Origin of the sequence: Klebsiella michiganensis (assembly GCA_000963575.1) — a bacterium.
GTDB classification, from domain to species: domain Bacteria; phylum Pseudomonadota; class Gammaproteobacteria; order Enterobacterales; family Enterobacteriaceae; genus Cedecea; species Cedecea michiganensis_A.
In genome coordinates this window covers 4,453,040-4,479,563 of sequence record CP011077.1, presented here as the reverse complement: position 1 = coordinate 4,479,563, position 26,524 = coordinate 4,453,040, and the positions used below count along the sequence as shown (strand labels likewise).

Below are 26,524 nucleotides of genomic sequence, written 5' to 3'. Positions count from 1 at the left end.
AATTGAGACACCGTTTCCCTCATTTGGATAAGAACGATAATTAAAAACATGTTCTATCTTAACATGGCCGGTCCAAGCTGTCTTAGCGGCATACCGAGCGTATAGAGATGGGGATATGATCCAAGGGGATTTTGAATGTCACGTTTAGATTAATGTGGATTTTGAAGGGGAGCGGCAGGGTCAGCAGTGGTGCTGATACTGCCAATTCTTGTGGTAGATTATTTTTTTCTTGTTTAGTTAAGTGGAAGCTTTGGAGTGAGAATTGTCGGTATGCCATAGCCTTCTAAAGGTGATGCCTAGCTGGCATAGCTATATACTTTTTGCCATATCGCCCGAATGTCAGCAACTTCATTAGGCTCAGTGAGGGTGGTTGCTCAAAATTCTGCAAGGCTAGATGTTCATTCAATCTGAATCAAAATTAAGCAAGCAATTAAGCATAAATCGAACGATTTTCAACAGGAACAACAGTATGACAAGTATTCAACAACGTGCCGCACTTCAGCGCCAGATCTGGGCTATTGCCAATGAGGTTCGCGGCGCTGTTGATGGTTGGGATTTTAAGCAGTATGTATTGGGAGCCCTATTTTATCGCTTTATCAGCGAGAACTTTACCAGCTACATAGAAGCAGGTGATGACAGCATCAACTACGCAGATCTGCCGGATAGCGTCATTAGCCGAGAGATTAAAGAGGATGCCCTCAAGACCAAGGGCTACTTTATTCGCCCCAGCGATCTCTTCGTAAATGTAGTTAAAAATGCCCATAGCAACGAGAGTCTAAATACCGATCTCGCCCACATCTTTGCTGACATTGAGGCTTCGGCCAATGGGTTTCCTTCAGAACGTGATATTAAGGGGTTGTTTGCCGACTTCGACACTACAAGCAACCGCTTGGGTAACACGGTAAAAGACAAAAACTCCCGTCTGGCTGCGGTACTTAAAGGTGTAGCCGAGTTGGATTTCGGTGATTTTTCAGCGAGCAATATCGATTTGTTTGGCGATGCATACGAGTTTCTTATCTCCAACTATGCAGCCAATGCCGGTAAATCTGGGGGCGAGTTCTTCACCCCACAACATGTGTCCAAGCTGATTGCGCAACTTGCCATGCACGGGCAAACCAGCGTTAACAAGATTTATGACCCGGCCTGTGGCTCCGGTTCACTGCTGTTACAAGCTAAAAAGCACTTTGATGCTCATATCATCGAAGAAGGTTTTTTTGGGCAAGAGATCAACCACACCACCTACAACCTGGCGCGGATGAATATGTTCTTGCACAACATTAATTATGATAAGTTCAATATCCAGTTGGGTAATACCCTGACGGAACCGCATTTTTGTGATGATAAACCCTTCGATGCTATAGTTTCCAACCCACCCTATTCAGTGAGGTGGATAGGTTCTGAAGACCCGACCCTGATCAACGACGAACGTTTCGCCCCCGCAGGCGTATTAGCTCCCAAGTCCAAGGCTGACTTTGCATTCGTGTTGCATGCTCTTAGCTACCTATCCGGCAAAGGTCGTGCTGCCATCGTCTGCTTTCCTGGCATTTTCTATAGAGGGGGTGCCGAGCAAAAAATTAGAAAGTACCTAGTCGATAATAATTTTGTCGAAACCGTGATTTCACTTGCACCAAATCTATTCTACGGCACTACTATTGCTGTGAATATTCTAGTGCTGGCGAAAAATAAAAAAGAGAACACTACCCAGTTTATCGACGCCAGTAACATGTTTAAAAAAGAAACCAACAACAACGTGCTGCTGGATATACATATCGAACAAATCATGCAGGTATTCGAAAGCAAGTCAAATGTGGATCATTTTTCCCATTCTGTATCTTTTGAGACTATAGCTGCCAATGATTATAATTTGTCCGTGAGTAGTTATATTGTTCAAAAAGATAATCGGGAAGTGATAGATATTTCCAAACTCAATGCTGAATTGAAAAACACTGTTAAAAGGATAGATCAACTTCGTACTGAAATTGATGCAATTGTTGCAGAAATTGAATGCGAGGGGTTTGAAATATGAGTCAAGTAAATTATCTGGAGAAACTGCTGAATGGGGCTGATGTGGAATGGAAACCACTTGGAGAAATAGGCGTGTTTATCCGGGGAAATGGAATGCAAAAGAAAGATTTTGTAACTGAAGGTTTTCCTGCTATACATTATGGTCAGATTTATACGAAATATGGATTGTCAGCAACAAAAACATTTACATTTGTAGATGAAGAGTTAGCCATAAAATTGAAGAAAGCTTATAAAAATGATCTCTTATTAGCTACGACATCGGAGAACGATGAGGATGTAGTTAAACCGTTAGCATGGCTTGGCGAGCAGACGGCTGTTTCTGGTGACATGATGGTTTTTAGGCATAGCCAGAACGTTAAGTATCTTGCTTATTATTTTCAAACTAATGTTTTTCAAGAGCAGAAAAGGAAATATATAACCGGTGCAAAAGTTCGTAGAGTTTCAAGTAGTGATTTGGCTAAAATTGTAATCCCAATCCCCTGTCCGAATAATCCTAAAATGTCCTCCGAAATTCAGGCGGAAATTGTTCGTATTTTAGATACTTTCACTGAGCCTACAAGTGGGCTTACCAACGAGCTTATCACCGAGCTTAACATCAGGCGAAAGCAATATAATTATTACCGCGATAAGTTATTAAGCTTTAAAGAGTGTGAGGTGGAGTGGAAAGCATTAGGAGAGGTTGGCGAATTTATTCGTGGAAAACGTTTTACCAAGGCCGATTATGTCGATGATGGGATCAGCGCTATTCACTATGGCGAAATATATACCCTTTATGGTATTTGGACAAAGCATGCGGTTTCAAAAATTCGCCTTGATATGGCTGATTATTTGCGCTACGCAGAGCCTGGTGATGTTGTAATCGCTGGAGTTGGCGAAACAGTTGACGATGTGGGTAAGGCCGTAGCATGGATTGGTAATGAGAAGGTAGCTATTCATGATGACAGCTATGCATTCCGTCATTCGATGAATCCAAAATTCATTTCCTATGTGATGCAAACATCTAAGTTTATAGATGACAAGGCGAAGTATGTTTCTCGAGGGAAAGTTAATCGCTTATTACTTGGTGGGATTGGAAAAGTTAGAATTCCAATTCCATATCCTGACGATCCTGAAAAATCTCTTGCTGAACAAGAGCGTATTGTTGGTATTTTGGATAAATTTGATGCTATCACAAATTCATTAAGTGAAGGTTTGCCGCGCGAAATCGAGCTGCGCCAAAAGCAATATGAATATTACCGTGATTTATTGTTTAGTTTTTCAAAACCAGACTCGGAGGCAGCAGCCTGATATGAGTAAAGTGTTAATGGAAATAGCTGAGGAGCTAAAAAGTACGAATAAAAAAGCACAGTTAATTTATGCTTTTAATGGTACGGGTAAGACTCGTCTTTCGAGGGAGTTCAAACAACTCATAGCCCCCAAAATGGTAAGCAGTGAAGATGGTGAAGAGATAGAACAATTAGTATTATCGCGCAATAAGATTCTCTATTACAATGCTTTTACGGAAGACTTGTTCTATTGGGATAACGATCTGATTGATGATGGTGAACCTAAGCTGAAAATTCAATCCAATACTTTTACGGATTGGGTATTAAAGGATCAGGGACAAGATCAGAACATTATTACGACATTTCAACGTTATACAAATGATAAACTTACTCCACGGTTCAATTCAGAACGAAAAGAACAAAATGACGACGGAAGTGAGGTCACCATCAGAGCCTTTTCTGAAGTTACCTTCTCGATGGAGAGGGGCGATGCGACGAACTCGGGAAATCTAAAAATATCTAAGGGTGAAGAGAGTAATTTTATCTGGAGTATTTTTTATACTTTACTTGAGCAGGTCATTGGCGTGCTCAATGTTGCTGAACCGGAAGATCGGGAAACAGATCAATTCAATCAACTAGAATATGTGTTTATTGATGATCCGGTAAGTTCGCTTGATGAAAATCATTTGATTCAGCTTGCAGTGAACTTAGGTCAATTGATCAAATCGAGTGATTCGAATCTAAAATTTATCGTGTCTACGCACAATGCTCTATTCTACAATGTCCTTTACAACGAGGTTGGAGCCAAGAGTGGTTATATCCTTAGCCGTTTAGATGATGGTACATTTGAGTATGAAGAGAAGCAAGGGGATTCAAATAAAAGCTTTTCCTACCACCTGCATATTAAATCCATTATTGAAAAAGCAGTTATTACCAATAGTGTGCAGCGCTATCATTTTGCGTTGTTGCGTAATTTATATGAAAAAACTGCTAACTTTTTAGGTTATCAAAGATGGTCTGAGCTTTTACCAGAAGATAAAAAGACTTACGCAACACGGGTTATGAATTTTTATCCTCATAATACTTTATCTAACGAAGAGATTACAGAACCAACACCACCTGAAAAAGAGATGGTAGGCCTACTTCTTAGAAATCTTAATACATATGGATATTGGTTACAGGAGCAACAGAATGACTGATTGCACCAAGACCATTACTGAATCAAACAGCTTTGTTATACTCGACAAATATACCCGAGAATGGAATGTTATAGATAGTTATCAAAGCGAAGGAGATTTAGAGCGAGAGCTGATCCAAGATTTAGTCGATCAAGGTTATGAATTCCTTAATGATCTAAATAATCCTGAGGCTCTCCTTGCGAATGTGCGTTTACAATTGCAAACACTTAATAAAGTGCAATTTTCCGAAAGCGAATGGCAACGCTATGTTAAAACATATCTTAATAAGAGTAGCGATACGATTGTGGATAGAACCCGCAAAATCCACGATGACTACATCCACGACTTCGTTTTCGATGATGGTCGTATTAAGAACATCTATCTGCTGGATAAAAAGAACATTTCCCGTAACAAGGTACAGGTGATCAAGCAATTTGAACAAGCTGGTAGTTATGCCAATCGTTACGATGTGACGATTCTGGTTAATGGTTTGCCATTGGTGCAAATTGAGCTGAAAAAACGTGGTGTTGCTATTCGAGAAGCCTTTAACCAGATACATCGCTATAGCAAAGAGAGCTTTAATAGCAATAATTCTCTCTATAAGTATTTGCAGCTGTTTGTAATCTCTAACGGTACTGATAGCCGCTATTTTGCCAACACCATAGCGCGAAATAAAAACAGCTTCGACTTCACTATGAATTGGGCAAAAGCCGATAACAGCCTGATCAAAGATCTTAAGGACTTTACCGCTACCTTCTTTCAGAAACACACGTTGCTGAATGTGTTGCTGCATTATTCAGTACTTGATGTGAGTAATACTCTGTTGGTAATGCGCCCTTACCAAATTGCCGCCACTGAACGCATCATGTGGAAAGTGAAAAGCGCCTTTGAAGCCAAAAACTGGAGCAAACCAGAAAGCGGTGGTTTCATCTGGCATACCACGGGGTCTGGCAAAACCCTCACTAGCTTTAAGGTCGCGCGTTTGGCCACTGAGCTGGAGTTTATCGACAAAGTATTCTTCGTTGTGGACCGTAAAGATCTGGATTACCAGACCATGAAGGAGTACCAGCGCTTTTCGCCAGATAGTGTAAATGGCTCTGATAGTACCGCCGGTCTTAAACGTAATCTGGATAAAGACGACAACAAAATCATCGTCACTACCATCCAGAAGCTCAATAATCTGATGAAAAGCGAAGGTGAGCTGCCTATTTACACCAAACAGGTCGTGTTCATTTTTGATGAGTGCCATCGCAGTCAGTTTGGTGAGGCACAGAAAAACTTGAAGAAGAAGTTTAAACGCTTCTATCAATTTGGTTTTACTGGCACCCCCATCTTCCCACAAAACGCACTTGGCGCAGATACCACAGCAAGCGTGTTTGGCAGGGAATTACACTCGTATGTCATCACAGATGCTATTCGTGATGAAAAGGTGCTCAAATACAAGGTGGACTATAACGATGTTCGCCCACATTTCAAAACTATCGAAACCGAACAAGATGAGAAAAAAATCAGTGCCGCTGAAAACAGGCAAGTGCTGTTGCATCCTGACCGTATTCGCGAAATTACCCTGTACATCCTGAACAATTTCCGGCAAAAGACGCATCGTCTACAAGCGAATGCTAAGGGTTTTAATGCCATGTTTGCGGTGAGCAGCGTGGATGCGGCAAAGCTCTATTATGAGTCGTTCAAAGAGTTGCAAAAGCACAGTAATAAACCATTGAGAGTGGCCACTATCTTTTCGTTTACTGCTAATGAAGAGCAGGATTCTGTGGGGGATATTCAGGATGAAAGTTTTGATGTTTCGGCCATGAATAGCAGCGCTAAAGAATTCTTAAGCGCGGCCATCGCGGACTACAACGTGCTGTTCAAAACTAACTTCAGCATAGACAGCAATGGTTTCCAGAATTATTACCGCGACTTGGCTAAACAGGTTAAAGCCAAGGAAATCGATCTGCTGATTGTGGTGGGCATGTTCCTAACTGGCTTTGATGCTCCAACACTGAACACTCTATTTGTAGATAAAAACTTGCGTTATCACGGTCTGATGCAAGCCTATTCGCGGACCAACCGTATTTATGACGCTACCAAGACCTTTGGCAATATCGTTACTTTCCGTGACTTGGAACAAGCGACCGTGGATGCCATCACTCTTTTTGGTGACAAAAACACTAAAAACGTGGTGCTGGAGAAGAGCTACAAGGAATACATGGAAGGCTTTACCGATGTAGTCACTGGTCAGGCACGGCGTGGCTTTATGGATGTCGTCAGCGAGTTAGAGCAGCTCTTTCCTGATCCCGCTGTAATTGAAAAAGAAGCTGACAAAAAAGCCTTTGCCAAACTTTTTGGCGAATACTTACGTGTAGAGAATGTGCTCCAAAACTACGATGAATTTGCCAGCTTGAAAGCCCTGCAAAGTGTAGATATGCATGATCCTGAAGCCATCGAGGAGTTTAAAGCCGAACACTACTTGGATGATGCAAAGCTGGCCGAGTTGCAAACAATACGCCTTCCAGCCGAGCGCAAGATTCAGGATTATCGCTCGGCCTATAACGACATCCTAGATTGGCAGCGTCGTCAGAAATCAGCAGAGGACAAGGACAAATCTACCATCGACTGGGATGATGTGGTATTCGAAGTGGACCTGCTGAAATCCCAAGAGATTAACCTCGATTACATACTGGAGCTGATCTTTGACCACAACAAAAAAACCAGAAACAAAGCTGATTTAGTTGACGAAGTGCGCCGGTTGATCCGCGCAAGCCTAGGTAACCGTGCCAAGGAAAGCCTGCTGGTTGATTTTATCAATCAAACCGATTTAGATAAGATTAGCGATAAAGCCAGTGTTATAGATGCCTTCTTTGCGTTTGCCCAGATAGAGCAACAGCGCGAAGCTGACGAGTTGATCAGCTCTGAAAATTTGGATGATGAGGCGGCTAGGCGCTATATCACCACCTCGCTTAAGCGCGAATTTGCAAGCGAAAATGGCACCGAACTAAATTCTATCCTACCTAAAATGAGTCCGCTTAACCCACAGTATCTGACCAAAAAGCAGAGTGTTTTTCAGAAAATTGCTGTGTTTGTCGAGAAATTCAAGGGAGTAGGGGGAAACGTTTGATAGATGACCAAAGCAGTCCTTATGGCTGGTCAATATGAAGCTAAGTAGGTTGTGCCCGGCTAATTTGTGAGTTGCTGGAGCAGTTTTTCACACAGTACGCCAGCGTTATTCGCTTTACGCAACTGACGGTGGTACTCACCGAGCCCGGCACGGAATGGGCGTGGCCGGAACGCCGGATTGACAGGGTGCTAATGTGAACGATGCTGAAGACAAGAAAACGTTGCCGTCTTTCTGGCTCGACAGCGACGGTAACGATCAGACTGCCCGGTTCAATTTCTACCGCTTCTGTCAGCTGCTGGAGAAGGCTGGCGGGAAGTCGCTGGGTACAGGTTTATACCCGGACAGTGATCTGGTGCGCTTCAGGCCCGATCCCCATTTAGGTTTTCCATCCGGCGAGCTGAAGTGTGCAGAAACAGATCCGGATAACTAGGATACCCCGCTGACCGTCAGGATAAAATTTCTGGGATTGTACTGCGTGGATTCTCCACTGCCGAATGCTTACTTTGACGATATCAGCTACTAGGGGCGAGAAGGGGCTGATGCAATAATGGCCACGTTCCTCTATATCTTCAATCACCGGCTGATGACGCAGTTTTACCGTATACAGGTACCCCGTAACGTTTGAAGACAGCGGCACGGATAAGTTCTCCCGCAGCCTGATGGCGCTGACCGACATTACCCACAGCCGGGAATTGCCTGCATCACGCCTGCTATCAATTATTCAACCGTTGCTGCATTCAACCCGCACGACTGGAGGTGTGGCCGCAGTGATCCGCATCCAGGCTCCGAATACACAGGTAAAGGTCATCCCGCATCACCCGGCCTGGATGCCTGTGGCTGAATGTGCGCGACTGAAGATTCACGGGGGAATGACGCTGGGTGAACGCCCGATTCTGAGGGATGAAGTCGAAGATGCAAACTATTGCATGCGGATTGAAATGAGCACCGAAGATGCTGATGAGGCGAAAGGGTGGATGCCACGGGTCAGCAGCGCAAGGATGTGTTTGCGTTGCTAAAAACGTACCTAGGGTGTGATTATGATGCCAGCCTGCATCTGACCATCCCCATTCGCCTGCTGCCTCGTCCGAGGCTTGGCGACCCCATTACGAACGATGTGATCCTGCTTTCACGCCGGAAGTTATGGCTGGAGTAGATCGACTGAAAAACTGATATCAGAAGCTAAAAACTCAGTCGACAGCAATATGTCTCCATTGCGCAGGAGCACTGACTATATGGACTGCCGCCTGCACACGCGCGTGTGCAGGCGGCTAATAAAAATAGTTTTTGTTAATGTGCTATTTTTTTTCAGTTGATGAAATTAACTCTAAATTCAGCTGCTTACAGTACAGATGGGCATTAACTTTTAAACCACCTTTGCCTGACCAACTGGCAAGATCTTGGCGGAGCTTGGATAGCCTTGTGCTAGTAATGTAACTTGTCCTAAAACGTTCAAGCTCATCACTAACTAATGTCTGATTTGAATAAACATTCAGCGATGATGCCAAAAACTGGCATAGACGCTCACCTAAAATGAGTACTTCTTTACCATAGATAGTGCGCAATATTCTGATTAAAGCACTGTTTACATCTGGGGTATGTTCTAGTACCAAATCGAGGCGACCAGTATGTAGATCAGTAAGCCATGAGTCATTTGTAATGATCCTATCATTTTGAATATCGTAAAGAACTGAATCCCATGACATTAGGGTAGTATTCAGCAAGCTCTCCACATCTTTTTGAATGATAAAATGATTTTTAAAAGCCCAAGTCTCCTCAAGACTCCAGATATCAATGTCAACACTGAAATCTCTAACTCTGAAGCCACCAAATTTATTTTCAGTTATCTGCTGCAAACCATAATCAGAAAGAGCTCTATGAAGATGTCTCTTGGAACCAGCAAAAACCAAGTCAATATCAGAACGAAACTGGTGAGCCGTAAAAAGACCAATATCACGGATAAGCCCACCAAAAACATACAGACGTGCCTGCTGCGACAGCGCCTTGATTAGCGCCGTCTCGCTTTGTCTACCTCCCCGACCAGATTTGATGTAATACTTTACCCGGCGCTTAAGGAGATTCTCATCTCTGACGACATTCGTACTGGTGGAGTTTTGCGAGTTCATCATGTAATGCTATCAGATAACTGTCAGTCATGCCCGAAATCGCATCAGCGAGCAACTGAGCTTCTTTGTAATGGGCTGGCAAGTCGTTTTTTTGTTCAAAAATACGCCGATAGTTTTCCGAAATGCGACCGTAAACGTAACGACCAAATGGTGTATCCCATTGGGTGCCATCTGTTGCACGACCTTTAATTCCGAGCCAAAGCATATCCATTAGGCCCTTGATATAGTTAGAGCCTTTTAGCTCAAGCTTAAGAACACTACTGTGTTTGTAGCCCCTGGAACTGTCAAATTTCTTCAATACCTTACACAAGTTTCTACCATTGCTTTCAGACACCAAGTCCTTGATTTGGCAGTTGTCATTCAAAAATTTGTCGATATTATCTTTAAATGCGATAACAACCGCATCAACAAGCTCTGCGATGGCGTAGACACGAAACTTTTGCATGCTCATATCATTAAGCTCAGCAGGGGAAAGGTCTTGTTGCGCGTAGGTCGTATGATCTTCTTTGCAATTATCCACAACGCGTTTCGCAACAACATCCTCTTTACAAAGCTGATGACACTGAATGAAATCCATAAGGTCGTGAAATGAGGCAAGCCCTTTTTTCACAATATCTTCAGCATCAAGTACTGAGTAGGCGATGTCATCACAAGCTTCCATTAGGTAGGTAAATGGATGACGAACACCTTCGCACAAGCCAGTTTTTTCCCAGACATCATGCACAACATCTTTCTCTGAAAGGAAGAAACCGTGTTTACTCCATAGCTCGGAATTTGCATCCGACGATATGGGGTACTTGATCATTGATGCTAGGGTGGCATAGGTAAGATTTAGCCCATAATTATCATTTAAAATTTGAAGCTTAGTCACCAAACGAAAGGTCTGAGAATTCCCATCAAAACGACGAAAATCGTCATAAATTTTTTCTTTATACTCTTTAGTCTTTTCAGGCAGGTTTTTTGTAAACCATTCACTCATAGCTTTCTCACCTTGATGCCCAAAAGGTGGATTGCCCATATCATGCACCAAACCAATTGTCGCTAGCAGTGCGGGTACATCGCGCTCTAGGCAGATGTCTTTGCAAACATCCTTGAATACCTCATTTTGAAGCTCAAAAGCCAGTCGCATGCCGATTCCTCTCGACAAATTAGCCACTTCATGTGAATGAGTAAGGCGTGTTCTAACACTATCATTTTTATCCAAAGGAAAAACTTGTGTTTTATCTGCTAACCGACGAGTAGGTGCAGCGAAGAGGATACGGTCAAAATCACGTTCTATCTGCTGCCTACCTTTGGAAGTATCTTGGGATGAATCCTTATTTTCTTTTTTGGGTTTACGACGATTGCTGTTTAAGAGGTCATTCCAATGCATGAGAGTTCCTAATGAAGATGTGGTCCACTAAAGTTTCATACATATTAACAATGGAATATTGTAAAAATCATGATTAACCGCACAAAAAAAAGAACATAACCACATGATATTATTAGTTCTGTAATTATTTTTTAGTCTGAATGCCGTGAAATAAAAATCACAATCATTCCGAATTGTGAAACATTTTTTACCATTCTTTTTGACTACCAAAATCCAGCGTTTGAAGAACAATTAAAATTGACATCATCGTCAAAAATGACGATGATTACCTCATGAGATATCCAGGCGGAAAAGGCAAGTGCTACCAACGGCTCATCAACTTGATGCCCGAGCACCAAACGTACATTGAGACGCACTTAGGCGGAGGCGCAGTTATGCGCAACAAACTTCCCGCTAAAAAAAGTATTGGTGTAGATCTAGATAGCAAAGTCATTGAACAGTGGCGTAAAACAGAGCCATGTATGTGTGAACTCATTAACGATGATGCCCTATCGTTTCTTAGCTCATTTCCATTTAAGGGAAATGAGTTAGTTTACGTTGATCCACCATACGTTCACAGCACCCGGAAACGCAGCCGAATTTATCGGCATGAATACAGTGATGATAACCACCGACAACTGCTTGAAAAGATATTATCACTAACATGTAACGTTATGATTTCTGGATATGAAAACTCTCTTTACAACGAAATGTTAACAAGTTGGCGCTGCGTCAAATTTAACGCAAAAACCCACTCAGGTATTCGAGAAGAAAGCGTGTGGATGAACTATGCTCCACCAGCAAAGCTTCATGATTCACGTTATCTAGGTAACAACTACAGAGAAAGACAAACCGTTGCTCGTCGTCGTGCCCGCTTGTATGACCGGATCGAGCAGATGGAGCAAACAGAGCGTAGTGAATTAATTCAATGGCTGAATACCAAATATGGTCTGGAGACAGTATGACTCAGCGCGGAGCTGTAATTATAGGGCCAACTATAATCAACCTCGATTTTCCTGCAGCTGATCAAGCCATACTACCAGGAGTAATGTGGGGAAAGATTGAAGCATTTCCCTCCCCTGCATACTGGGCTTACCAAGTCTTTGCTCGCCGGTTGGAAGTTAATACAGTTAATTACAAACTGGGGCGGACCTTAAAAGAGGAAGTAGGAGCCTGCTTACTTGGTGGACATGGAATACCTGCAGCAATAGGCATTGCCGCATTTAATCTGTTAAAAGCATATGGAGCATTTGAAGTACCATCTCCTTCAGAAGAGCTTCTTTACGAGTGGCTTTCTCAGCCGATTGATACAGGTAGTAAATTCGTGCGTTACCGTTTCGCAAAGCAGAAATCCCGTTATCTAGCCGCAGCTTTGAACAAATTAGATGTCGAAACACCACCACTTGAATCAGGCCGACTGCTCCGCGACTGGCTAACTACTATTCCGGGTATTGGCTATAAGACAGCATCATGGGTAGCACGAAATTGGCTTGGTGCAGATGATATTGCAATATTAGATATTCACATTCTGCGAGCTGGTCTATTGGCTGGTTTTTTCCCTCAAGACCTAACTGTAGAACGCGATTATCTGAAGCTTGAACAACTGTTCATCCAGTTTAGTGAATCAATGGGAGTGAAAGCCTCAGAGCTGGATGCTCTCATTTGGTACGAAATGCAGGCATCATCAGCTACAGTTTTCACTTTGCTTGAATCCTCGAGAGGTCAACCACTTACAAAACTTAAACCACGTTTAACGCGAGCCAAGAACCGCCAAACCGACACCAGCCAAACAGTCCTCCAGTTTTAAACTGGCGCACCATTCATTGCCTGTAATTCCTAGTGGACAAAAATTACATGCAAACGCTTCTGCTACAAGTGCCATCTGTCCTGTTAAAACACCTGCGTCACGCCATACAAGGCTGTCCGCATTTTCGTATTTAGCTGCGGTCATCCCTGGTTCCGCAATAAGCCTAATAACGATGCCAGATTGAATATCAAGTACTGGCAATAATTCATTGCGTACAACGTCCCTTGTCTGATTTGGCTGTGAAAGTAACGCCAACGCGTGCTTGTCCGGTAAGTAGAGTTGCCACCCATCCATTTCTGGCAAGGAAAGAACAATATGTATAGGGTGAATTGCACCAGCGGAAGGTGCCGGCCGTTGGGTTAGTGCGAAGCCTAAGCGAGAATGCCCTGCAACCATTTCTCTCGCAACTAACCAGAGCCATTCAGAAAGTAAATAATGATCCAATGATCCAAACTCACGTCGTGTTCTACGTGAATCTATCACTGAACGCATTGGCGGCAGTAAATTACCTTCCAATGGAGGTGGTAGAAAAAAAACCTCCTCTATCGGCCATTCAATAGGTCGGTACGTGAGAGGTTGTATGCGCGGAAAAGGGTTACCTAAGTCTGTCCAGTTCATATCCCACTTCATCCAGAACCTGAAAATACTTATTGCACCCACGGCAATTACCGCATGGGATATTAGCTTTGTGACAACTATGCGCCCACGCAAGACCACCCGGAGTGACACCAGAAATTCTAACCAACTCAGTTGTGGAAAGTTCTATTGCTGGGGCTTCAACGATCATGTTGCCTTCCTGGAAAGACATTAACTCACTGATTTTATAAACAAAATCTAGAGTGCCATCTAAATGAGAGCTATCAGACTTCACTGTCCCTATCCAGAGGTGCGTGACACCAAGCGTAATAGCTTTCATTGCAGCAAGTGAAATCAGCATTTGATTACGATAAGGCCACCAATCACTGGACGGTGCGTTAGAATCAGCCTCTGCACCCGCCATATCCCCAGACCCTAAAGAGCTACAATCTACTTTAATGACATGATGATCAATTTTCAGGGCGCTACAGGTCGCACTAGCTGCCTTTATTTCAGCCTCCGCAGCACGTTGACCATAATCTAAAGTAATGGCTATATCTGGTCGTTTCCACCATGCAATTGCGATAGAGTCCATGCCGCCAGAGAGCAATAGAGCTGTCTTCATTTCTGCACCACTGCCCAAAGTGTTTTATAGATTGCAGTAACATAATCCTTGCACAAGATGCATCCTGAGCCAGACATCATTTTTTTGTCTTCATCAGCTTCATTTTCCGCATAGAAGACAACGGGTATATTACATGCTCGAGCGTACCCGACCTCATAGATTGTTCCAGCATCTAAACCGTCACCAATAGCAAAAATGATATCAGCATTTTTTATTCCCTCAAGATCTCTTTCTACAACATCTTCTGCTTTACCATGCCCGACGTCATGATAAGGAGAAAAGACTTTAAACCCTAGATCGCTCAAATTGCGGCGAGCTTGTTCAATCAACCACATCTGTGCCAAAGTAAAGAAAGGGCCTGCGAGATAGACCGAATATGTTTCACCACGTAGAAATTCAGGGGTGGGTGAAATTGCCTTGGGATTAAAATCAGCGAGCCCTTGAGTTGATGGAAATAAACTGTTCTCACAATAATACGCCGTTGCATGAGAAGCTGCATTAGCTGCATCATGAGCAGATTTTTTATTAATCATCCACTGGTATGCAAAATAAGCAACGAACGCATCTCCTGAACCTATTTTGAATACATTACTGGTCTCATAAGCTGGAACCGTGGATATTTTTCCATTATCACATACCAATGCTCCAGCAGGCCCTTGCTTAATTATAATTACTTGCGCATGGCCTTGTTCAAACAAATGGATAGCTTGCTCTTCAACAGATAATTTAGGTTGACCACTCAACGTTGTGGCTTCATAGCGATTGAGAATAAGTGCCAGATTCTTCGCTGTTGAGCCGTTTTGCTTGAACAATTCAGGTTTCGACACATTTTGAGGGTCATAAACGGCGTATTCAGCATCAACTACAGCAGTCCCTTCCAGCATCCCATAACGTAGAACGTTAGTCGCTTGCAATCTAATGTCTGGCATCGATACGGGAGGAACATTATAAATTTTAGGTTCTGACAGGCCATGCTCGTAGTGAAACAAAATAGAACGAGCTAGAGGTTGGATGTCGACATTAAAGCTCTCAAAATAAGCTCTCTCACGAAGTACTTGAGCAACGCTGTTATCCGCGTAAGTGTGAAAATTTACTGGTACTTTGAGATGGGCAAGCGCTGATGCGGCTCGACCGGCAGATCCGAATATATCGTGGTAGCCAGGGTGCAAACAGACTTCATGGTAAGAGCCTCCAACTAATGTCAAAACTCCACTATCTGGTGTATTTGTATTCATTGTGCATAAACCTTAACCATAACCTGCCCACCGTTGATTGAGATTACCCGGGCAACATATGTAGTACCAAGCTCAATGCATTCACGCATGCGCTGAATTTGAGGGGAGGCAATACCACCTGCAACTTGGTTAGCGCCATATATGGCTTCAGTTAAAGATAATCCGTTTTGGTTGCGTTGCTGGATGACCAGTATGTCTCCAGCTTTTAGTAATGGCACAACAGCTGGGTTTGGCGAGCTAAGCTGGGTAGTTATCGTTAATTTTTCACATGTAAGTTCAAAAGTGTCTTGACCAAACTGACCACCAAAGCTTCCACCACCTGAACCGGACATAATGACCTCGAGATTATAGTTAGAGATATGTCGTTAAAATGTATTATGAAAAAAGATCCATTTGTACAAAAAATGACGGTTTTCTGATCATCATCAAACATTGCTTTTGTACCTGGTATCGCCGCTATACCGGCCATCGGGTGATATCTTCACTAGTTGGGAGTATGCCTACCATCGGTCTCTTAAGCGTCTAACACATAAACCCAGTCGCAACATTTTGGGCATACCTTGTCTCCCTGCCAGCAGACATGATGTAAGCACACCCGTTTTAGTTCCACGCACTTTTTGAGATTTCCGGTTTTTCGGCCATCAGCCGGTACTCCTCCGGTGTCAGGTTATTCAGGGATTCATGAGGTCGCTCGCTGTTGTATTCCATCAGCCAGTGCTCTGTGATTTCCCGCGCTTCATTCAGGGTTCTGAACAGATAAAAATCCAGGATTTCTGTCCGGTACGTCCGGTTAAACCGTTCGATAAAGGCATTCTGCGTTGGTTTTCCCGGTTTGATAAATTCCAGCATCACTCCATGCTCTTCAGACCACTGTGCCAGCGTCAGTGAGACCAGTTCTGGTCCGTTGTCCATCCGCAGTTTCAGTGGATAACCCCGGTTTGCCACTATTCTGTCCAGCACTCTGACCACCCGCTGTGCGGGGATATTCAGATCGATTTCTATTGCGAGGGCCTCGCGGTTAAAGTCATCCACCACATTGAAGGTCCGGAAACGTCTGCCGCAGACCAGCGCATCATGCATAAAATCGATGGACCAGCTCTGGTTTAGCGCTTCCGGCGTAGCCAGTGGCGTCGGGTTACGCGCGGGTAAACGCTGTTTTCCCTTGCGACGAAAATTCAGTTTCAGCAGGCAGTAAATCCGGTGAACGCGTTTATGGTTCCAGGTGTTACCCTGCCTGCGCAGCAGCTGGAACAGCTTCTTAAAAACGTATCGCGGGTAGCGCTCTGCCAGCTCAGTCAGCACCTGGATCACCGGTTCATCGCGCCGGGTATCGGGCTGGTAAAAATAGACCGTCCTGCTCAGCGATAACGTCCTGCAGGCCTGGCGAATGCTCATGGTAAATTGCGCAGTCAGGTAACCGACGAGCTCACGCTTTATCGCTGGTTTTAAAGCTTTTTTTCGATGACGTCTTTCAGTGCCCGGCACTCAAGGCTGAGATCAGCAAACATCTGTTTAAGCCTCCGATTCTCGTCTTCCAGATCTTTGATTTTTTTAATATCGGCCGCTTCCATCCCGCCATACTTCGCTTTCCAGTTGTAATAGCTGGCTTCAGAGATACCGGCTTCACGGCAGACATCCTTAACGGTACGTCCGGCTTCGACAGACTTCAGAACGGCAATGATCTGGTGCTCGGTGAATCGGGCTTTACGCATGGTGATCTCCTCACAGGACATAATCAGTATGTCGGAAGATCTCTAAAAGTGAATGGTTCGGTTTACCGGGATACTTACAATTCTCGGGAAAGTGCCGCCAGGGATGTTCCCTTCTGGCGTAAACTGGCGATGATATCTGCCGGATGCCAACCTTTAGCCATGATTCCCTCCTGTAAATTCTTATAGAATTCCTGCTTACTAAATAAGTTAATCTATAAGTGATTCATAAGGCTGAATACGACGAAGAACGTAGCATTACTTCTTCTTAAAAAGTACCAATAAGCCTAATTGAAGAGTTTACTCACCAGGCTAAAATATTACTCCCGCCTCTTCGCTAGTTGCGCGATAGCACACTTTTTGTTTTGCTTTCTTTATCTTGTGGCCAATGACGTTTAAATTAAACAATCATAGTATTTGGTATGATTATGTTTTGATGTAAAGAATAATCCCATGAATAATTAAGGATGAATATTTATGGCTGTGATTCCAATAATGCCGCGCGAAGGTGCTGGTTTAATTATGAAAAATATGCGCGAGGCAAGGTCAAATGGCATGAGCCGAAATATGGCGTTGCCGCAAACGTACTACTGGTTTTATCAAAAAGTTAGAAATAGTGGTCCATGGGATTACAAACAGCAAGACAGAAGTCTGGCTAACTTTGGCAATTTTAACTATGGTGCTGCGGGGTTTGCTGCTGGTATACCCGAAGAAACGCTATTTATTGCCGCGGGATTTGCTCAGACCCGCGCCGGAACATCGCAACCGCAGTGGGGAGCGTGGTATGGTTCATTCCCGTATGGAGACGACCCACACGATCAGTTCTGGATTAAACAGGGAATAGATTATGCCAAACAACACGGTTATTAAGAGTCTGCATTGTATGTTAACCGCTGGGCTGTTATTGCTTGTGGGTGGCTATGCAGCATATCAGTATTACTTCAATGGCCCTCGGGATGATGTGTTTTTCTCCCGTCAAAAAGTCACCGATACTACGTTCCTATATATCACGCGTTACAAAGGTGGTGGCGCTACGGTTTCAGAGGTCTATCGCTATTATCTGGACGGCAATCTATCGGGCGATCCAATGGAGCATCTGAAGAGTCGTGCCCCGTTTCTGGTCTCAGAAGTGAGCAATGCTCAGGTAACGGGCTATGGTAGCCATGTTAACGTCAAACTTACCGGTCGCGTTTATTCGTTTACCAACTCTGATTTGTTCTATTCCGATGGCGTCGCGATTATGCCGGTTATCAGCTTTACCGCTAATGGCGGTCGTTAAAACCCCCGCACCAGCCTCGCCGGGCTCCCGACATACACCCCGGGCACCAGAATATCCTTTGTCACCACGCTGCCTGCGCCAATCACCGCGCCGCTGCAAATATGCTCCGTCAGAATGGTGCTGCCGCTGCCTATGGTGACGTTATTGCCGAGGGTGATGGCTATCCAGCTCTCAGGGTTGGGGTCTGGCCTGCCGCTGCGGAACAGGTCGTTGGCGAAGGTGACGCCGTGGCCGATAAAGCAGTTTTTGCCGGTGGTGACGTTTTCGCACAGGAACGAGTGGGACTGGATGCGGGTGCCGGAGCCGATCACGCAGTGGCGTTGGATCTCGACGAAAGGCCCGACGAATACGCCGGCCTGCAGCGTGCATTCGTAGAGGTTAACCGGCTCCACAACGGTGACATCGTCGCCGGCAATCACGTCGCGGATGCCGCTTTTGAGGATTTTCATACATGCCTGCCCTGGTTCATTAGTCTCGTCCATTAAACAGAAGTCCCGGCCTTCCGGCCAGGACTTTGCAGGCTGCTACTTCGTGTAGAACTTGTAGGTCGCCGTGTAAGGCACTTTCAGCGTCGCGCCAAAGGTCGCCGGGTCGCAAACCGTGGGGCCGGTTACGCCGCCGCGCGTGTCCACGCGCTGGATGCTGCTCACGTTGGCGAACAGGCCCGGCTGCGCGTCGGAAGTGCCGGTTAGCAGTAGCCACGGAATCGAGCCTGTATCTTTCGACGGGCGAGTGCCGCTGAGCGTGCCGGCCACCACGCTGCCGTCCGTGGCCTGCCAGTGCGGGCCGTCGAAGTGTTTGCCGACGAGGTGCTTCAGGCCCTTGTCGCTGAATAGGTCAGCTTCCGGGGCCTGGAACACCCAGCTCCCGGTTTTCGCTTCGGCGTCCGCCGCCGCGCAGCGGTAGATTTGCACCCCGCGGGCATAAAGCTCGGTTTGCAGGTGCTCGCCTTTGGGCACGTCAATAGAAGTCTCTGCCGCGTTCGCCAGGGCCGGAAGCCCGCCCATCATCAGCGCAAGGCACGCAGTCGTGAAGAAGCGCTGGCTCATGACGTGACTCCGCACACCATACGCGCCCCGCCGCCGCCGAGCATTGCCGGGTGGTCAGAGTGGTTGTCGCCGCCGGCGTGGATCATCAGCGAGTGGCCTTTGAGGTCAGACATGCGCAGGCGAGGAGCCAGCACCGGATAGGTTGCGGTGCCGTCGCTGTCGACGTACAGCGCAGGCAGGTCGCCGAGGTGGCCGTTACCCCACGGGCCTTCATGCTTGCCGGTGTGGGCCGGATCTAAGTGGCCGCCCGCCGCCAGGCCAGCCACCATTTTGCCGTCCTGCATGCCGGGGCCGCAGTTCGGATTAGTGTGAACGTGGAAGCCGTGGATACCCGGCGGCAGGCCTTTCAGGTTCGGCGTAAAGACCACGCCGTACTGGGTGGCGTGGTACTCAATGGTGCCCGCCGGGGTGGAAGTGCCGTTGGCGTCCACGGTGTTCATGGCGACCGTGGCGGCCTGTGCCAGTCCGGTGCAGGTGAGGGCGGTAATACCCAGCGCCAGTTTTAGTGTTTTTAACTTATTCATCGTTTAACCCCGTACTTTTATTAGAAGGTGCAAAGAAACAGATGTCGCAAAATTTTGTGCTGCGGGCTTATGCGCGGCAGTAAGCTGGTTATAACAAACTGTTTTGCGGCGTGTGTGATTGCTCTGATAGGTAAAATTGTGGGTTGAAATTCAGCGTGAAGATTTTTAAAAACAGTATTTTCATGAGGTTATCCTGTGGTCGTGAACGATTGAAGGGAAAGGCCTGAATGAAAATAGAAACGGATAGGGCAGTAAAAAGAGAGAGTGAAAAAGACCTACTAACGATCGTTAAAAATTATCTCGCTGCTGTGCCTTAAATAAAGCATAGATGATTGCGCTGAGTCGGTGGCTGGCGGTCGCTTAAAATCGGGAGATTTTTTAAAAGCCTTTAATTTTCATCAGGCTTGATAAATAAGATATATCCGAATAAAAAAGGGCCGCTTAGCGGCCCTTAAAATGAATCAAACGATTTAAGCGAGTGGCCGGGAGCCAATCATTCGGGCGCTCTTGATCCACGCCACCGAGCCCATTACTGCAATCGCCGTCAGCAGGATGTATTCCAGCGACATGGCGTACACGCCCTGGATGGCGTAAATCACCACGCTAATCACGTCGATAACCACCCATAGCAACCAGTTCTCGACGTATTTACGCGTCATCAGCACCATTGCGGCAATCGACAGGACAAGCATCGCGGAATCCCAGAGCGGGAAGGCATCCGGCTGGAGGTGCGGCATCTCAACCGCCACGCCGAGGCTCTGCATAATGCCCACCGCGATGCGGGTCAGCACGGCGAAGACCGGGTCGATGAAAAAGGTCATCAGCGCGATGGCGATCAGGCAAACCGCCGCCAGCGTGAAGGCCTTGCTGCGCGACAGCCAGCGGATTTTCAGCGCGGCCTCGTTGGCCTCGTTCTGGCGGCTCCACGCGTACCAGCCGTACAGGTTGGCGGCGAAGAAGAACACCTGTAGCAGCAGGCTGGCGTAAAGCTGGATCTGGAAGAAGATCGCCGCAAACAGCGTGACGTTAATCAGGCCGAACAGGTAGTTGATGATTTTCTCTTTGCTGGCGAACCAGATACAGAGCAGGCCGAAGACGGTGCCGATGGCCTCGATCCACGAGAGCGCGTAGCCGCCTTCGCCGAGCGGAATGGTGACCATCACATTCTTAATGCTGAAGAAATCCATGATTACTGCTCCTGGCTGTCAAGGTAGAGCGCTTCGAGGGCGAGTAAGATCTCGCGGGATTCACCCTGCAGGCAGGACTGTTCCTGCTGCTGGTAGTTGTTAATGCCTTCTTCCAGATTGCCGCTGTGCTCAACCACGACGTTAAGCACGGAGGCGATGCGCAGGCCGCGTAATGCGCCGACCACCATCAGCGGCGCCGTTTCCATATCCGCGGCGAGAATGCCCTTGCCGGACCAGAACTGGTTAATCTCGCCTTCGCGTTCGGTGTAGAAGCTGTCGTGGCTGCGCACGTAGCCGCAGTGGCTGGCATAGCCCAGGCGTTTCGCCTGCTGAGTCAAATGGTGCACTAGGCCGATGTCCGCACAGGCCGGGTAGCCTTTGTCGATGTACATCTGGCTGGTGCCGTCGTCCCGCACGGCGGCGGTGGCGATCACCAGGTCACCGAGGCGAATATGGTTTTGCATCGCCCCGCAGCTGCCGATGCGGATGAGGTTGGTGACGCCAATCTGGCGCAGCTCTTCCACGGCGATGGCGGTAGAAGGCCCGCCCATGCCGGTAGACATCACCAGGACTTCCACACCGTGAAACCAGCCGTGCAGGGCGCGATATTCCCGGTTGCTGCCAAAATCTTCCACGTTGTCCAGAAACTGTGCGACGTGTTCAACGCGTTTCGGATCGCCCGGCAGGAGCGCATAGCGGGCGTGCGTCATCTCCCGGCTGAGCCGGATATGGGGCTGGAGTTGGGTCATGATATTTACCTGGCGTTAAACGAGCCATTTGGCATGGCTCAGGATTGGCTGCTGTTATTTAATGTTCGGCGTGCTGGCGCAGGCGCTGAGGGTCGAGAACCTGAATCTGCTCGCCGTGAATCGCAATAATATTGTCTTCCCGCAGTTCCGATAAAATGCGGTTAATGCTGCGCGGGGCCACCGCAAACTGCTCGCTTAATTGCTGCTTATTCAGCGGAATGCTGCCCTGCATTGGCTGGTATTTCTGCCACAGCACCAGGCAAATACGCTGATGTAACGAATAAAGAATATCTTCTCCGGCCTTTTTGGAGAGTTGATAATATTGATCGCTCACGGCCTGTAATATTTTTTGATTAAAGTAATTGTCTAATCCCAGCCAGCGAATAAATTCTTCCCGCGTCAGCACTAATAGCGCCGCGTCGCTAACCGCTTCTACCGAGCAGATGTATTGCCGCCGCTCGAAGATTTCCAGCTCACCCAGAATGTCGCCTTTTTTATAGCGCGCCTGGGAGTACTTCCGCCCGTCGTCGGCGGTGGTAAAAACGTCGATTTCCCCTTTAACGATCAGGTGGAATTCATCGCAAATTTCCCCCTGGCGAAAAATCAGCGAACCACGAGGGTAATGTTTTAGCTGCCAGCTGCGCAGAATATCCAGCGGGCAATACTTCAGCAGTTCATACAGCACCGGGTCGCCGGTCACTCTTTCAATGACGCTCAGCCAGTCGCCGGGTCTGCTCTCGTTTTTCATGCTGTTCACTATAAAATTTCCCGTCAAATAAGGACAGGACGCCCGTCCCGCGTTGCCCACAGATTAGCGTGAAAACTGCCAGCGGGATCTGAAATCCGTATTGTCGCCGGGACATTTGTCCCGCCGGGGGGCTGGTGGAGTGGGCGAACTGATTGTTTTTCGTACATACTGTTTTTGTAGTTCACCCAATCTATTAACTGTTTATGATTTTAATCAAGGAGTTAACATGTCTGGTTGGTTCGAATTAAGCAAAAGTAGTGACGGGCAGTTCAAGTTCGTGCTCAAGGCCGGTAACGGGGAAGTGGTGCTCACCAGCGAGCTGTATAAAACCCGCGCCTCGGCGGACAACGGTATTGCCTCCGTGCGCACCAACAGCCCGCTGGATGAACGCTATGACAAGAAGGTTGCCAGCAACGGGAAGTTTTACTTCAACCTCAAGGCCGGGAATCATCAGGTGATTGGCACCAGCCAGATGTACGCCACGGAGCAGTCCCGGGATAAAGGTATTGCCTCGGTGAAAAATAACGGTGGAACCGAAACGGTGAAAGACAAGACTTAACCGGAACCAGGGGCGGCGGGGCAATCCGCGAGCATTCACCTGGGGGATGTTTTCGCGTGATGCTGCCCAGGCCGCCTTTTCCCGGCCGCAGCCTCAATGGCTTGTTGTTTATCGCCGGGAGCCTGGCCGTAAAATGAAAGTTGGATCCACCCCTGCGGCGTATCGCCCTGCAGAACCTCACCTGTCCGCGGCGAGTCAACCGCCCGGGACTGACCTCCAGCAGCTTGTCTCACACCTCAAAGACAAAACCGGCATCGTGCCTGCGCACCTCATCCCGCTGCAGCGCGTGGCCTCGGAGCACAATTGCATCATTGGCGTTCGCCCGGTGGACAAACTGGCGACGGCGCTGATTGAAGCCGGGCATCCGACCAAAGGCTTTCACATTAAGGGCAAAAGCGCCTCATGGGGGCCGCAGGCGGGTTTTATCTGCGTGGAGCAGCGGTTTAGCAAGCTGGAGAACGCCTCGCCGGAGCGGATCGCAAAGTTTAACCTGCAGACGCAGGCCTGCATTGCCGAGGGGCATGCGGCTGCCGTGCCGCTGGACGTGTCGCAAAGTCGCCTGCACGACCTGTTTGCGCAGGGACTTATCGACAAACTGTCCCCAGAGAATGCCGGGGTTTGAGTCATCTCAGGGCCAGTGGCCCGGGCGGCGAGCGCTATGCGTTTGAGGCCCAACGCCTGCCGGGCAGCGGAGAGGCGAGGTATCGAATTTCTCATCACGGCGCGCCTCTGCAGGTGCTTGCCCCACACGCCGAAGCCCGGCCCTTCACCGCAGATTATGACCTGATGGTCATCGCCCCGCACGTCAGTGAGTTAGGGCCGGAAGATAATTTGCAGGTGCCGGATGTGTCCCACCAGGTATTTCGCCAGCGGCTGGAAAATTACCGCACGCTGCCGGAGCATCAGGCGTTGCGCGGGGATTATGACAACCCGGCGAGCTTCTACCGTAAGAGCGATGAGGAAATAGGCAATGCGAGCGAGCGTGCCCGCCGGATGATCGGCGTGCTGAACCAGGCGCTGGTGGGGGAAGGGGAAAAAGTGGTGCATCACGCGACGGATAGCGCCAACCCGGTCACCGATCCGGAGAGCAACTACCCGGCCACGTTCGTGCTGCCGGGTAAAATAGGGCGCTTCGAGCCGGTGTGTATCATTGCCAACAAAGACGATCTTGCGGAGCTGGTGCGGCAGGCCAAGAACGCGGGCTACCACGTCCCGCTGAATCCGCTCTGGGAAAAGGAGGTTCTTGGCGTGCGCAGCGACAGGTTTACTGCCGCGAAGTTAACGCTGGAGGCGGCACAGCTCACAAGGCCGGTGCGGCAGCGCTAAGCTTCTGTCTCCAGACCTGCGGCCACCCATTCCGGGTAGCCGGCATCAAAGCGACGGATCCTGTAGCCTTTTCGACGCAGATATTCGACGGCTTCGACGGAAAGAATGCAGTGTGCTCCCCGGCAGTAGGCGACAATTTCTCTGTCTTTGGGCAGTTCGGCGAGGCGCGCCTCCAGCTCTTTGAGTGGAATATTCAGGGCCCCGGGAAGATGGCCATCGCCAAATTCGTCCTCTGGCCTGACGTCCAGCAGTGTTACCGCACCAGCTTCCAGACGGCTTAACAGTTCATCACGGTTAACCGGTTCCAGCCTCTCGCTGGCATTCTGGTAATCGGCAGCAATGCTGCGAATAGCCTCATTGTGGTATTCGGCAAAACAGCGAAGGCTGGCAATCACGCTTCTGACCGGGCCATCAGCCAGGCGATAGATGATGTGCTTACCGTCGCGCCGGGAGGTCACATAGTTGCCTTTTCGAAGGTTTTGCAGGTGCTGCGAGGTGCTGGCCGTAGACATACCCGTCAGCCCGGACAGCATTTCAACGGACAGTTCTCCTCCGGCGAGATGCTCCAGAATTTCAATCCTCGCGCCATTGCCCAGCAGCCTCGCCAGTTCGCCGAGGTGCGAATACAAAAATTTATCCGGCTGACTCATTGACTCTTCACCTCGTTAACAGCAGCATTCAATCATTCAATTGAATGTTTAAATGATAGCGCAATATGACGAAAAATCCCACCTTCAGAGCAAGGTTTTTCGTCAGCGAATTGTTCAATGTTATACGGGATAAATCCGATGTCATATAAAAACATGTACCGCCAGGTGCTCCTTTTGGTGGGTGCCCAGGCGATTTTTCAGACCGTCTCAGTGCTGGTAATGACGATTGGCGGCCTGGCGGGTGGGCAGCTGACTCCTTCGCCAGGGCTTGCTACGGCGCCGATTGCCGCGATGTTTCTCGGGACTGCGTTGACGACTTTTCCTGCTTCACTGTGGATGGCCAGAGTGGGGCGAAAAACCGGATTTATGACCGGAGCCGCTGCGGGGATAGCTGGCGGTGTGATAGCCGGGTTAGGGATTATGTCTGGATCGTTTCTGCTGCTGTGTGCCGGGACGTTGCTGGTGGGGGTGTATCAGTCTTTTGCTCAGTTTTATCGTTTTGCCGCCAGCGAAGTGGCCAACGATACTTTCCGCCCCAAGGCTATTTCACTGGTTATGACGGGCGGGATTGTCGCGGCGCTGGCGGGACCATTGCTTGCCCGATTCGGCAGCGATCTCATGACGCCACGCTATTTGGGATCCTTCATGATTCTGGCGGGAATCTCCTTTGTTGCGGTGCTTTTGCTTGCCCGTCTTTCCGTTCCCGCGAGCCGGGAAGCCGTCGCTAATCATGCCCCGGCGCGGCCCTGGAGGGCGGTTATCAGTCAGCCTGCTTATTTGACGGCGCTTTTTAGCGCGGCAACAGGTTACGGCATCATGATTCTGGCGATGACGGCCACGCCTCTGGCGATGTCGCACCATCACCATACGCTGGCGCAAACCTCCAGTGTTATTCAACTGCATGTTTTAGCAATGTTTCTCCCCTCTTTCATTACCGGCAAGCTGATTGCCCGCTTCGGCAGTATTCGCGTGATGCTGACCGGTGTGGTGCTATTTGGCTGTGATATTCTGCTGGCGCTGACGGGGACCGGCTTCACCTCGTTTGCCAGCGCACTGATCTTCGTCGGGCTGGGGTGGAACTTCCTTTATATCGGGGGCACTGCGCTGTTAACCACCACGTTTTCTGCGGCGGAAAAGGGCGTGGCGCAGGCGGTCAATGATATGACCATCTTCGTTGTTGGCCTGAGCTGTTCTTTAAGCGCAGGGGCATTACTCGAGTGGCTTGGCTGGGAAAAACTTAATGAACTGCTCCTGCCGTGGCTGGCCCTGTCGGCGATTGTATTGGTATGGCAGGGAAGGCGTCGGCAGTCTGTCGCCGATCGTTGACGCCAGACGGCCCGATCTTTTTGCTAAAAAGCGCATTCATTGTTCAATAAATAATCGCCGGCGGGCCGATACTGAAAACAGAAGCATATGACTTACCCAAAAGTTAACTCACAGAGGG

The 26,524-nt window shown here is 47.9% G+C and carries 24 protein-coding genes and 2 pseudogenes; 14 read left to right on the top strand and 12 right to left on the bottom strand.

Annotated features, from left to right (window positions below):
• Positions 1 to 469: 469 nt before the first annotated feature.
• From VW41_20730 to VW41_20700, 7 genes and pseudogenes are all read left to right on the top strand, one after another.
• The gene (locus VW41_20730; protein ID AJZ91270.1) at positions 470 to 2,026 is read left to right on the top strand and encodes a restriction endonuclease, M subunit; all 1,557 of its coding nucleotides are present in this window, start codon (positions 470 to 472) and stop codon (positions 2,024 to 2,026) included.
• On the top strand, positions 2,023 to 3,312 hold the full coding sequence (locus VW41_20725) for a hypothetical protein (protein AJZ91269.1): 1,290 nt from the start codon (positions 2,023 to 2,025) through the stop codon (positions 3,310 to 3,312). Before VW41_20730 ends, VW41_20725 begins: the two co-directional genes overlap by 4 nt.
• A 1-nt stretch (position 3,313) precedes the next feature.
• Entirely contained in the window at positions 3,314 to 4,489 is a 1,176-nt protein-coding gene (locus tag VW41_20720; GenBank protein AJZ91268.1) for an anticodon nuclease, read from the top strand.
• A complete protein-coding gene (locus VW41_20715; protein AJZ91267.1) occupies positions 4,482 to 7,583 on the top strand; it encodes a DEAD/DEAH box helicase in 3,102 nt (1,033 codons plus the stop codon). The genes VW41_20720 and VW41_20715 overlap by 8 nt, the downstream gene beginning before the upstream one ends.
• A 193-nt stretch (positions 7,584 to 7,776) precedes the next feature.
• A complete protein-coding gene (locus VW41_20710; GenBank protein ID AJZ91266.1) occupies positions 7,777 to 8,013 on the top strand; it encodes a hypothetical protein in 237 nt (78 codons plus the stop codon).
• A gap of 508 nt (positions 8,014 to 8,521) precedes the next feature.
• Positions 8,522 to 8,736 (top strand): annotated as a pseudogene (locus VW41_20705) (hypothetical protein).
• Positions 8,737 to 9,331: 595 nt separating this feature from the next.
• The gene (locus VW41_20700; protein AJZ91265.1) at positions 9,332 to 9,592 is read left to right on the top strand and encodes a hypothetical protein; all 261 of its coding nucleotides are present in this window, start codon (positions 9,332 to 9,334) and stop codon (positions 9,590 to 9,592) included.
• A gap of 70 nt (positions 9,593 to 9,662) precedes the next feature.
• Here the strand turns inward: VW41_20700 and VW41_20695 are convergent, their stop codons facing one another.
• Positions 9,663 to 11,078, bottom strand: coding sequence for a deoxyguanosinetriphosphate triphosphohydrolase (locus tag VW41_20695; protein AJZ91264.1), 1,416 nt, complete (start codon positions 11,076 to 11,078; stop codon positions 9,663 to 9,665).
• A 272-nt stretch (positions 11,079 to 11,350) separates the two neighbouring features.
• Between VW41_20695 and VW41_20690 the strand changes: the two genes are divergently transcribed.
• Positions 11,351 to 12,022: a DNA methylase gene (locus VW41_20690; GenBank protein ID AJZ91263.1), complete on the top strand. Its 672-nt coding sequence runs from the start codon at positions 11,351 to 11,353 to the stop codon at positions 12,020 to 12,022.
• The gene (locus VW41_20685) at positions 12,019 to 12,864 is read left to right on the top strand and encodes an 8-oxoguanine DNA glycosylase (GenBank protein ID AJZ91262.1); all 846 of its coding nucleotides are present in this window, start codon (positions 12,019 to 12,021) and stop codon (positions 12,862 to 12,864) included. The genes VW41_20690 and VW41_20685 overlap by 4 nt, the downstream gene beginning before the upstream one ends.
• A 595-nt stretch (positions 12,865 to 13,459) precedes the next feature.
• Here VW41_20685 and VW41_20680 read toward each other — a convergent pair.
• The 4 genes from VW41_20680 to VW41_20665 form a co-directional block, all read right to left on the bottom strand.
• Entirely contained in the window at positions 13,460 to 14,065 is a 606-nt protein-coding gene (locus tag VW41_20680; protein ID AJZ91261.1) for an ExsB family protein, read from the bottom strand.
• Entirely contained in the window at positions 14,062 to 15,300 is a 1,239-nt protein-coding gene (locus VW41_20675) for a nucleoside 2-deoxyribosyltransferase (protein AJZ91260.1), read from the bottom strand. The genes VW41_20680 and VW41_20675 overlap by 4 nt, the downstream gene beginning before the upstream one ends.
• 600 nt (positions 15,301 to 15,900) lie before the next feature.
• Positions 15,901 to 16,695 (bottom strand): transposase, encoded by a 795-nt coding sequence (locus tag VW41_20670; protein ID AJZ91259.1) that lies wholly within the window; start codon positions 16,693 to 16,695, stop codon positions 15,901 to 15,903.
• Positions 16,696 to 16,745: 50 nt separating this feature from the next.
• Positions 16,746 to 17,012, bottom strand: a complete 267-nt coding sequence (locus VW41_20665; GenBank protein ID AJZ91258.1) for a transposase — start codon at positions 17,010 to 17,012, stop codon at positions 16,746 to 16,748.
• Positions 17,013 to 17,486: 474 nt separating this feature from the next.
• Between VW41_20665 and VW41_20660 the strand changes: the two genes are divergently transcribed.
• Both VW41_20660 and VW41_20655 read left to right on the top strand, forming a co-directional pair.
• Entirely contained in the window at positions 17,487 to 17,879 is a 393-nt protein-coding gene (locus tag VW41_20660) for a Rhs-Related protein (GenBank protein ID AJZ91257.1), read from the top strand.
• On the top strand, positions 17,857 to 18,288 hold the full coding sequence (locus VW41_20655) for a hypothetical protein (GenBank protein AJZ91256.1): 432 nt from the start codon (positions 17,857 to 17,859) through the stop codon (positions 18,286 to 18,288). Before VW41_20660 ends, VW41_20655 begins: the two co-directional genes overlap by 23 nt.
• On the opposite strand, the gene VW41_20650 is transcribed toward VW41_20655, so the two are convergent.
• From VW41_20650 to VW41_20625, 6 genes are all read right to left on the bottom strand, one after another.
• Positions 18,285 to 18,737, bottom strand: a complete 453-nt coding sequence (locus VW41_20650) for a UDP-3-O-(3-hydroxymyristoyl) glucosamine N-acyltransferase (GenBank protein AJZ91255.1) — start codon at positions 18,735 to 18,737, stop codon at positions 18,285 to 18,287. The two genes, VW41_20655 and VW41_20650, sit on opposite strands and share 4 nt — an antisense overlap.
• A 75-nt stretch (positions 18,738 to 18,812) precedes the next feature.
• Positions 18,813 to 19,337 (bottom strand): hypothetical protein, encoded by a 525-nt coding sequence (locus tag VW41_20645; GenBank protein ID AJZ91254.1) that lies wholly within the window; start codon positions 19,335 to 19,337, stop codon positions 18,813 to 18,815.
• A complete protein-coding gene (locus VW41_20640; GenBank protein ID AJZ91253.1) occupies positions 19,334 to 19,861 on the bottom strand; it encodes a superoxide dismutase in 528 nt (175 codons plus the stop codon). Before VW41_20640 ends, VW41_20645 begins: the two co-directional genes overlap by 4 nt.
• Positions 19,862 to 20,331: 470 nt before the next feature.
• Positions 20,332 to 21,048 carry a nicotinamide riboside transporter PnuC gene (locus VW41_20635; GenBank protein AJZ91252.1) on the bottom strand — a complete coding sequence of 239 codons (717 nt, stop codon included), beginning with the start codon at positions 21,046 to 21,048 and terminating at the stop codon, positions 20,332 to 20,334.
• A 2-nt stretch (positions 21,049 to 21,050) separates the two neighbouring features.
• Complete coding sequence (locus VW41_20630; GenBank protein ID AJZ91251.1) at positions 21,051 to 21,797, bottom strand: uridine phosphorylase; 747 nt, start codon at positions 21,795 to 21,797, stop codon at positions 21,051 to 21,053.
• A gap of 58 nt (positions 21,798 to 21,855) precedes the next feature.
• Entirely contained in the window at positions 21,856 to 22,545 is a 690-nt protein-coding gene (locus tag VW41_20625) for a CarD family transcriptional regulator (GenBank protein AJZ92037.1), read from the bottom strand.
• Between the two features lie 226 nt (positions 22,546 to 22,771).
• On the opposite strand from VW41_20625, the gene VW41_20620 reads away from it, so the two are divergent.
• Together VW41_20620 and VW41_20615 are read left to right on the top strand one after the other, a co-directional pair.
• Complete coding sequence (locus VW41_20620; GenBank protein AJZ91250.1) at positions 22,772 to 23,104, top strand: hypothetical protein; 333 nt, start codon at positions 22,772 to 22,774, stop codon at positions 23,102 to 23,104.
• 181 nt (positions 23,105 to 23,285) lie between these two features.
• Positions 23,286 to 24,430: pseudogene (locus VW41_20615) on the top strand (adenylate cyclase).
• Here VW41_20615 and VW41_20610 read toward each other — a convergent pair.
• Entirely contained in the window at positions 24,427 to 25,080 is a 654-nt protein-coding gene (locus VW41_20610; protein AJZ91249.1) for an ArsR family transcriptional regulator, read from the bottom strand. The pseudogene VW41_20615 and the gene VW41_20610 overlap by 4 nt on opposite strands.
• A gap of 138 nt (positions 25,081 to 25,218) precedes the next feature.
• Between VW41_20610 and VW41_20605 the strand changes: the two genes are divergently transcribed.
• Positions 25,219 to 26,406 carry an MFS transporter gene (locus VW41_20605; protein AJZ91248.1) on the top strand — a complete coding sequence of 396 codons (1,188 nt, stop codon included), beginning with the start codon at positions 25,219 to 25,221 and terminating at the stop codon, positions 26,404 to 26,406.
• Positions 26,407 to 26,524 lie beyond the last annotated feature (118 nt).